The 9,247-nt window shown below is 62.1% G+C and carries 6 protein-coding genes and 1 pseudogene; 6 read left to right on the forward strand and 1 reads right to left on the reverse strand.

All coding sequences use genetic code 11. The features are described 5' to 3' along the window. The 5 genes from ACEW8Q_RS08380 to ACEW8Q_RS08400 form a co-directional block, all read left to right on the forward strand. A partial coding sequence (locus tag ACEW8Q_RS08380) for an aldehyde dehydrogenase (RefSeq protein ID WP_373503600.1) occupies positions 1–482 on the forward strand: 482 nt, incomplete at its 5' end. A 210-nt stretch (positions 483–692) separates the two neighbouring features. After that, positions 693–1,565 (forward strand): helix-turn-helix domain-containing protein, encoded by an 873-nt coding sequence (locus tag ACEW8Q_RS08385; RefSeq protein WP_373503601.1) that lies wholly within the window; start codon positions 693–695, stop codon positions 1,563–1,565. 113 nt (positions 1,566–1,678) lie between these two features. Beyond that, positions 1,679–3,079, forward strand: coding sequence for an acyl-CoA dehydrogenase family protein (locus tag ACEW8Q_RS08390; RefSeq protein ID WP_373503602.1), 1,401 nt, complete (start codon positions 1,679–1,681; stop codon positions 3,077–3,079). A gap of 70 nt (positions 3,080–3,149) precedes the next feature. Continuing rightward, positions 3,150–3,674: a 2,4'-dihydroxyacetophenone dioxygenase family protein gene (locus ACEW8Q_RS08395; protein ID WP_373503603.1), complete on the forward strand. Its 525-nt coding sequence runs from the start codon at positions 3,150–3,152 to the stop codon at positions 3,672–3,674. Between the two features lie 121 nt (positions 3,675–3,795). Beyond that, positions 3,796–4,908 carry a PotD/PotF family extracellular solute-binding protein gene (locus ACEW8Q_RS08400; protein WP_373503604.1) on the forward strand — a complete coding sequence of 371 codons (1,113 nt, stop codon included), beginning with the start codon at positions 3,796–3,798 and terminating at the stop codon, positions 4,906–4,908. An 83-nt stretch (positions 4,909–4,991) separates the two neighbouring features. On the opposite strand, the gene ACEW8Q_RS08405 is transcribed toward ACEW8Q_RS08400, so the two are convergent. Continuing rightward, entirely contained in the window at positions 4,992–5,966 is a 975-nt protein-coding gene (locus ACEW8Q_RS08405; RefSeq protein WP_373503605.1) for a helix-turn-helix domain-containing protein, read from the reverse strand. Positions 5,967–6,649: 683 nt separating this feature from the next. On the opposite strand from ACEW8Q_RS08405, the pseudogene ACEW8Q_RS08410 reads away from it, so the two are divergent. Then, positions 6,650–9,247, forward strand: a pseudogene (locus ACEW8Q_RS08410) (hypothetical protein); the annotation flags it as partial.

Genomic DNA, 9,247 nt, shown 5'->3' on the forward strand with positions numbered 1-9,247 from the left:
AGCAGGGCGCCAGGGTGGAGACCGGCGGCCGCCGCCCGGCTGAACTCAACCGCGGCTGGTTTGTCGAGCCGACCGTGCTGTCGGGCGTGACGCCTGACATGGACATCATCAACGAGGAGCCGTTCGGGCCGGTCGCTCCCATCTGCCGCGTCAAGAGCTTCGATGAGGCCATCGAACTCGCCAACCGCTCGCGCTATGGCCTCGGCGGCAATCTCTACTCGCTCGACAATGACGAGATCTTCCGTGCCGTGCGCGAGATCGAGTCCGGCATCCTGTGGATCAATGCGCCCTTGCTCGACAATGACGCCCTGGCGTTCGGCGGGCGGAAGCTCTCCGGCATGGGCCGGCAGCTGGGGTCGGAAGGGCTTGCGCAATTCCAGAACACCAAGTTCGTGATGATCGATCCGAAGGCCTCCAACCAGGACTTCTGGTGGTTCCCCTATGCCGACGCCGAGAGCTTCAAGGCCGCCACGGGCAAGTAGCGCCGCGATGAAGACGCTTCTGGTTCTGGCCTATCCGCGCCGTGCGGCGCTCACCGGGCACCCGTCACTTGCCGTGAAGGCGTCTGCCTCCGCCAGCGGGGCGTGTGCAGTCCGCTGTTTCAGCGTTGCGAATGACTGGCCGTTGCCCCAATCTGTTGCCGGGAATGGAGCAGCTGATGGCAGCGGCTTCACCGACATTGCAGGGAGGTGATGGACATGCTCACCGGCTGGATTGCAGCGTTGAACGGAGAACCCGTCGGAAGCCGCGGCTTTGCGCAATGGCAGTCGCTGGGCATCGGCCATCACCGCTTCGCCGGCCTGCCGGACTATGTGCCGGCGCCCGAGATCGACTATCACTATGTCTCCGTCACGCTGGGCGGACCCATACAAGTGGAGGGCATTCTCTCCGGCGGGCGCATGGCGGCCGATGTGCGCCGTGGCCAGGTGATCATCATGGCGGCCGGGCAGGCCAACACCTGGCGCTGGAGTGATCCCACGGAAGAGGCCCACATCTTTCTCGACCCGCGGCTGGTCGCGCGGGTTGCCGGCGAGGCTGGCTATCGCAGCACGGAAGTGCTGAATCGCTGCGCCGTCGATGACGATCACATCCGTCACGTCGTCATGAGCCTTGTCGAGGAGCTGAATGCGCCGGGGCCTGGTTCAGCGATGATGGTCGAAACCGGCGCCCAGTTCCTGGCCCATCACCTGTTGCGACGTCACAGTAGCGGGCCTGCGAAGGAGTTTCGCAGTGGCGGCCTTGCGCCCTCGCAGTTGCAGGCCGTCGCAGCCTATGCCGGGGAACGCCTGGCGGACGACATCAGCCTCGCCGAACTTGCCACCGTGGTGGGGCTGAGCCCCTTCCACTTCGCGCGCGCCTTCAAGCAGGCGGCGGGACGCTCGCCGCATGTCTGGCTCACGGCAAGGCGCATGGCGCGTGCGCGGCATCTGGTCGAGACGAGTGCACTGTCGATCCTGGAGATCGCCAACAGCGTGGGGTTCGAAAGCCAGAGCCACTTCGGACAGGTCTTCCGGAAACACACCGGCATGTCGCCCACCGCCCTGCGCCGCCTGACCCGCAGCTGATGTGCCAGGAATGCAAGGCAGCAAGATTCAGACAATCGGCGCAGCATCCAGAGAGACGGCGGAAACGTCTCCGGTCATTGTCGTCCTGAAACGCATTCGCAGGACATAGGCTCATGACAAAACCGTGGGGTGCCGATTCCTATTTCGGTCTCGATGAGGAGTTCGATCCGCAATGGTTTCTCAGCGATGAACAGAAGGGCCTTCAGCAACGCCTGATCAAGGTCTGCCATGACGTCCTGCGGCCCAATGCGATCGAGGCCGACCGCAACAACACCTATCCCCGCGAAAACATCAAGGCGCTGGCCGACCTCGGCCTGCTCGGCATCATCGCGCCCCGGAAATATGGCTGCCGCGGCGAGAACACCGTGGGCACGCTGATGGTGGCCGAGACCATCGCCCGCTATGGCTGCCCCTCCACGGCGCTGATCTACATGATGCACATGGTGGCGCTTGCCGGCCTCGTCTTCCGCGCCAAGGGTAATCCCGAGATCGAGGCGCTCCTGCCGCGGATCGACCGCGAAGGCCTGATCGGCACCGCGTCTTATACCGACCCTGAGACGGGCGGCCATTTCTGGTATCCCAAGATGTCGGGGGCCAAGCGGGTCGATGGCGGCTGGCATGTTCACAAGAAGGCCGCCTGGACCACATCGAGCGGCTATGCCGACTGGTATGTCACGCAGACGACCAGCCCCAACTTCGGCGGCAACTACGGCGACCTCTCCGTGTTCCTGTTCCACAAGGACGAGGTGAAGGGCTCGGCCGGGAAGTGGGATGCCATGGGCATGCACGCAAACCAGTCCGGCCCCGCCGAGTTCGACGCGGTCATTCCGCTCGATCGCATGGTGGGCCCGCCGGGCGATGGCGCACGCTCCAACGACGAGGCGATCGATCCACTGGCCATGGTCATGTATGCGGGCGCCTACAACGGCCTGGCACTCGCTTGCATCGATGTCGCCAAGAGCCATGTCATGCGCAAGACCCACGCGCAATATGGCCGCCGCGTTGCCGACTATCCCACGATCCAGGACTCTTTCGGCCGCGCCGTCATGGATGCCGAGGCCTCGCGCCTCTCGGCCTTCTCGCTCGCCAAGGCCATCGACGATGCCACCGAGAACGGCAGCTGGGAGATCTACGAGCGGGACCCCAATGCCATGCCGCGGTCGAAATTCGCGCTTTGGTGCTTCCAGCTCAAGTTCCTCTCGACGCGTGTTGCCTCCAACGTCTCGGACCAGATGCTGCAGGCCTGCGGCGGGCGCGGCTACATGCGCGAACTCGGGCTTGAGAGGCTGGTGCGCGATTCCAAGGCGGGCTGGGTGATGGGCCCGTCGAACGAGGTGACCAGCCAGCTCGTCGGCAAGTGGGCCCTGTTCGGCGCCAACTCCATCGACTGGTGGAACCAGCATGTGGACGAGCCGGTGCTGATGAACGAGCTCGGCAAGCTCGACGACGAGGGCAGGCGAAAGATCATCGAAAAGCTGACCGCCGAGATGACACCGGCGAAGGCAGCCGAATGAAGGACCGCAAGCAATATTCGGCAGCGTTGATGACGCTCCGCCATGTGACAATCCGAAAGGGGTGCAGACCGTGACGATCATCCAGCCGACCAAGTCAAAATATGTGACATTCGACCCGCCGCTGACGCCTGAACTCGGCATGCGGCCCGAACTTGTCGTGAACCCCGTCGAAGACGAGCGCGTCTGGGTCGAGCTTGAACCCAATGTCTGGTTCCGCCCGCTGTTCTTCGACATGAACAGTGGCGGCCATGGCGAAGTGCTGCGCGTCAAGCGTGGCGGTGTGCTTTCCCGCCACAAGCATTCGACGCCGGTGCACGGCTATGTGCTGAAGGGCGAATGGCGCTATCTCGAACACAGCTGGACGGCGAAGGCCGGGGGATACGTGATGGAGCCGCCCGGCGAGATCCATACGCTGACGGTCGACAGCGATGACGAAATGCAGACCGTCTTCTTCATCCAGGGGCCGACGCTCTACCTCGACGACCAGGACAGGGTGACCCTGATCGAGGACAATTTCTACCTGATCGAGACGGCGCAGAAGCACTATGAGCGCGTCGGCCTCGGCAAGGACTTCGTCCACCAGTTCATCCGGTAAAAGTGCAATTGTAGCCCTGGCATGATCCGCAGGGCGCCCGCATCGGATCTCGAACGTGCATGCTGCCCCGCCGCTCGCGCAGCGGAGGAAAATGACGAACAAGAAAATCATGGAGGAACGAATGCAGCATTTCAATCGGCGTGGCGTACTGAAACTGGCAACGGCGGCCGTGGCCATGCCGGCGATTATCGGACGGGCCTCGCCCGTCTCGGCGCAGACGGCGTTCAAGGACGAAAGCCTGATCGTGGTCTCGTGGTCCGGCAATTATGAGCTGACCTTCCGCGACACGGTGATCGCAGGCTTCAACGCGAAATACGGCACCAAGGCCGAGACGGTCGGCGGCTGGGACCAGATGGTCCCTCAGATCAAGGCGGCACCGGCCGACAATCCGCCCTTCGACCTCATCGTCGCGGATGAATACACCGCACTCACAGGCCTTGCCGAAAACATGTTCCTCGAAACCGACCGCAGCAAGATACCGGGCTTTGCCGAAATCTATCCGTGGTTCGACGAGAACCGGCCCGCCTTCAAGAACTACGGCGTGCCCTTCGGCGGCGGCACGCTCTGGATGCTGCTCGCGAAGAGCACGGGGCTGGACCCGCACAGCTGGAAGAGCCTGTGGGACGAGAAGGCCCAGGGCAAGATCACCCTCGATTCCGTCGTCTTCGGTTGGAACCTCTGCATCCCGGCCATCCTGTCGGACAGGATGCCGGGCATCGAGGAGGTCTATGGCACGCCCGAGGAGATGGAGCCTCTTTTCCTCGAACTCGAGAAGCTCAAGGCGGCGCGCTGGTACAAGGATGGCGCCGAACTGGCCAACCTGTTGTTCCAGGAGGAAGCCGCCGTCGCCATGGCCTATTCGACCGACGTCTATGACTTCATCACCAAGCATAGCGACGACTTTGCGGCGGCGGTGCCCAAGGAAGGCTCCGCGACCTATGTCGACTGGTATGCGAAGGTGCGCGGGACCAAGCACGCCGAGCTGGCCGAACTGTTCCAGGCCTATCTGCTGGAGCAGGAAACCCAGCAACTGTTCCTCAACTCATCGTCATCCTTCATGTCGCGGAAAGACCTCGTGGCGCCGGCGCATTTTGCGGACTACCCCAAGTCGAACGAGGACTATCACCGCATGTTCAATGTGTTCACCATGGATGGCTGGAGCAAGTTCGTGACGCACTGGGATGCCCTTGACGCGCGCATGAAGCAGACGATCATCAAGACGACTCAAGGATAGCGCGGCACGCGCAACTCTCGACGACCCTGCGCCGGGCCTTTGCGTCTTTCCGCGCAACGCCCGGCGCCGGATCGCTTGTGCCCTCAGCCCCGTTGCATCAGCGAGTCCCGGTACTCGCCCGGCGGCATTCCCATCTCGGCCTTGAAGGCGCGGTAGAACGTCGAGAGGTCGATGAAGCCGCAACTGAAGGCGATGTCGATCAAGGGCCGTCCGGCTCCGGTCTCGCTCCGCAGCAGTCCGCAGGCCGCTTCGATGCGATGCTGCCGCAGGATATCGGAAAAACCGCTGCCCTCGGCGGCCAGGGCCTTTTGCAGGTAACTGCGCGAGCAGCCAAGCTGGCGGGCGCAGAGGTCCAGCGAAGCAGCGGGATCGGCATAATGCGCTTTCACATAGGCCTGGGCTTCCATGGCCTTCGCCGCCTTGATGCCTTGCGAGGCGGCTTCGCGGTTGTCGCTGCGGGCATCGAGCGAGAGCAGGATCAGGTCCATCACGTGGTTGGTGATGGCGGGCGCCAGCAGTCCGAGTGCAGACTCGCCCTGTTGCTCCACCAGCCGCAAGTAGGCGCCGATCATGGCGGCGGCTGGCCCGCCCTGCAGCGCTCTTGCGGCATCGCGGTCATTGAAGCCGGGGCAGCGCGACAGCAATTCCTTCTTTGGCAGGAACACCAGATAGCTGTCATTCTCGGTGTGAAATTCCACGTCGGCGGCCTCTTCCATCCGCACCATGGCGATGCCACCCTGAGCGGCGCTGCATTCAACACCCCGTTGCGAGGTGGACACGATACCGTCGCCCACGGGCACCAGCAGGTTGAAGCGGTCGTCCTCGGTCGCGGATACCAACGCCTTGTCGCGCTGGCTTAATCCCCTGGAGCTTTTGACTCGGCCAATCTGAATACGGCCCAGATCGGTGGCCCAGCCCGCCAGATAGGCTTCGCTGGTTTCCGCGGGATTGTAGCGGCAGTTGACCAGGTTCTTCAGGACGTTCTCATTCCACTCGTCAAGCTTGCGCTTGTCCAGCGGGTCGGGGCTTCGGACTGAAAAACGGTAGACACCTGTCAATACCCACCCCGTATGCCAATTGCCAAGCCCGAAATCTACCAAACGCCAAGACCGTGATCCACAAGAAAAGCTAGGGTTGCATTCCGGACCTGGAATGCGGCCAATGCCCCTTCTGCCGCTTGCATGTGCGGGGTCAAAGGCGAGGGCCATCGGCAAACGGTGGCCCCGCTCACAACAGGGAGACGACGATGGCCATCTGGAAAGACGCGTTTCTGGTAACCGATGTGGCGTTGACGAGCCTTGGCGCTCCCTTTCTGGTGTGCGGCCTTGCCAATGGCACTACCCTGGTCATAGGGGTGAAAAGAAGTGCCGAAAGTCACCAAGACGGAGGCGTCGACGAATACATCGCCAATATACTCGACGCAGGAGGCATTCCGCTCGGTGAGCCCTTCCCAATCGATTTCCAATCTGGTGGTTCCAACAGTTTCGGCAGTCTTGACGGCGTTCTTCCACTCTCAACTGGCGGCTTTCTCCTCTCTACATTCCAAGGTCACATCCAGTATGCTGCGGATGGTTCCCTGCAGACTGATGCTTCATTCATTCCAAGGAAAAGCAGTTCAGACCCCATCGTCGAACTTGCCAATGGCAATTTCGTCCGGTTGTATCAGACGACGTTCATCGAACCCATTTTTGAAATGGAGCGAGTCAGGTCCCGAGCCGAGATTTACAACGCTGATGGGGAGTTGCTGCTCTCGGACCTGAAGGTCGGACCCAATGGTGCCGACGATACAACCGGGAGGATTGCGGCACTCCAGAATGGCGGATTTGTTGTCGTCACCAGCGGCGGTCCCGGAGGCCTAGGCGACCGTGCGAAAGTTTCGATCTTCGATGAGTCCGGCGGGCAAGTGCTCAATACGTTCGCAGTGGAGAGCCCGCAGAGCGGCAATGCCGATGTTATCACCCTGAGCACCGGCCGCTTTCTCGTCGCGTATCGGGCGCCTGCCACCGACGGGTCATCTTCAATCGTTTTGCAGTTTCAAATTTACAATGAAGATGGCACCGCGTGGTCTTCGACCGTCACGCCATCGCCTGCGATCCAGCCTCGCCAAGGGGTGTACACGATGGTTGCGCTGGCCGAAGGGAAATTTGCGATCCGCACGCTGACGCAGGGCGATTCAAGCATCGTCACAGTGTTCAATGGGTCGGGAGGCGTGATCGACACAATCACCGGACTCGAAAACTCATCCTTTACCCGCAGCCTCGGAGCAACTGCAGACGGCCGGTTGCTGATCAGGGAAATGACAACTGACGGGAATGCGACCGTCGCCATTCATGATTACAGAACCTACTATCCGACCGTGGACGGGACGAGCGGCTCCGACCAGCTGATCGCCCATGCATTGGGCACCACGATGAGCGGCAAGCTCGGCAATGACTCGCTTTGGGGCGCCACTGCCGACGACACCTTGTATGGCAACAATGGCCTGGATGAGTTGTTCGGGGCGAAGGGCAACGACATTCTCGACGGCGGCAATGGCGCTGACAGCGTGGAGGGCAACCAGGGCAACGACATCGTCATGGACAAGGACGGCGCCAATGGCGACGTTCTCGACGGCGGTACGGGGATCGACACGCTCGACCTGCGCGGCACCGCCACCGGCCTTGGCACGATGATCATCGACCTTGTCGATGAGCACATGACGCTGGCCCTCACTGGGCAGTCTGACACCATCATCAGCTTCGAGAATGTCGAAGGCACTGACCGGAACGAGACCGTCACCGAGACCACAGCAACGAACACGATCCGCCTCTCCGGCGGCAATGACCGCCTTGTGGTGTCCGATGCGACGATCGACGGCGATGTCTTCGACGGCGGCCTCGGCACCGACACGTTCGACCTGAGCCAGCTGCCGCCGCGCACATCAGGCCAGATCCGCGTCGATCTCGCGGCTGGAACCTGGAGCCGCAGCGGCGTTAGCGAGAGCGTCCTCAACTTCGAGAACATCGCGGGCAGCGGCTTTGATGACATTCTTATCGGCACCATGATCGGCAACACGATCAACGGCAATGGCGGCAACGACATCATCCGCGGCGCCCTGGGGACAGATTTACTCTACGGTGGCAGTGGCAACGACACCTTCGACACGTCGACAGCTGACCTCATGCCAGGCGAACGTATAGATGGCGGCGAGGGCACAGATACTCTGCAGTTAACCAATGCCGGATCTTACCTGTTCTACATTGCAACCATTGTCTCCATCGAAACCGTGTCCTTCTTTGACTTCGGCTCCGGCGAACGCAAGGCCAACATCCATGCCGCACAGTTCGGCACCGGCATCTCGCTCAAGGCCGTCATCGATGGCAATGAAGGCGCAACTGACCGCGATCTACTTGACGTCCTGATGGCCACTTCCACCAGTATCGACCTTTCCGGCCTAACCTTCGTGCAGTGGACCGCTGGCCACGATCTCGTACGTTTCTTTTGTGGTTCGCAGTCTGAAACGATTGTGGCGACATCCGTTGATGACGAAGTCAACGGCAACGGCGGCGACGACATCATCACCGGCGGCGGCGGACGCGACACGTTGCTGGGCGAGAGCGGTGGCGACACCTTCATGTTCAAGGCCGGCGATGTGGTGGCGGGCGAAGTGATCGACGGCGGTGCGGACCGCGATGCGATCGTGATCGGCCGCGGCGGCGTGCATGACTTCCGCATTGCCGATGTCCTCTCCATCGAGCAGATCACCTTCGGCAATGGCACGGCCACGACCGAAGCTGCATTCGCCATGGCGCAGTTCGGGACAGGCGGCATTGACTTGAAGGCGCAGGTCCTGGGTGGCATTGGCGGTGGCCAGGACATCCTGTCGCTGCATCTCGGCGGGGAAACCCGTGCCGATCTGTCCGGCCTCGACTTCGTGAACTGGGGCACGGGCGACGTTGTCCGCATCCTCGGCAGCATCAAGGATGATACCATCATCGGCAGCAAGGTAGGTGACGTGATCGATGGCGGGTCGGGCAACGACCAGATGGCGGGTGGACTTGGCGATGACTCCTATGTCGTGACCGAGGCGGGCGACCAGGTGTTCGAACTGGCAGGTCAAGGCACCGACGCGGTGCTGACTTCGCTCTCCGCCCTGACGCTGTCCGGCAATGTCGAGAACCTGAGCTTCACCGGCGCTGGCGCCTTCGCTGGTATCGGTAACACGCTCGCCAATGTGATGACCGGCGGTGCGGACGATGACACGCTGTCGGGCTTGAGCAACAGCGACACGCTGGACGGCGGCGGGGGCGATGACGAACTGGTGGGCGGCGGCGGCAGCGACACGCTGGACGGCGGCGGC

The organism is Aestuariivirga sp., from assembly GCF_041738905.1.
In the GTDB taxonomy this organism is placed as follows: domain Bacteria; phylum Pseudomonadota; class Alphaproteobacteria; order Rhizobiales; family Aestuariivirgaceae; genus Aestuariivirga.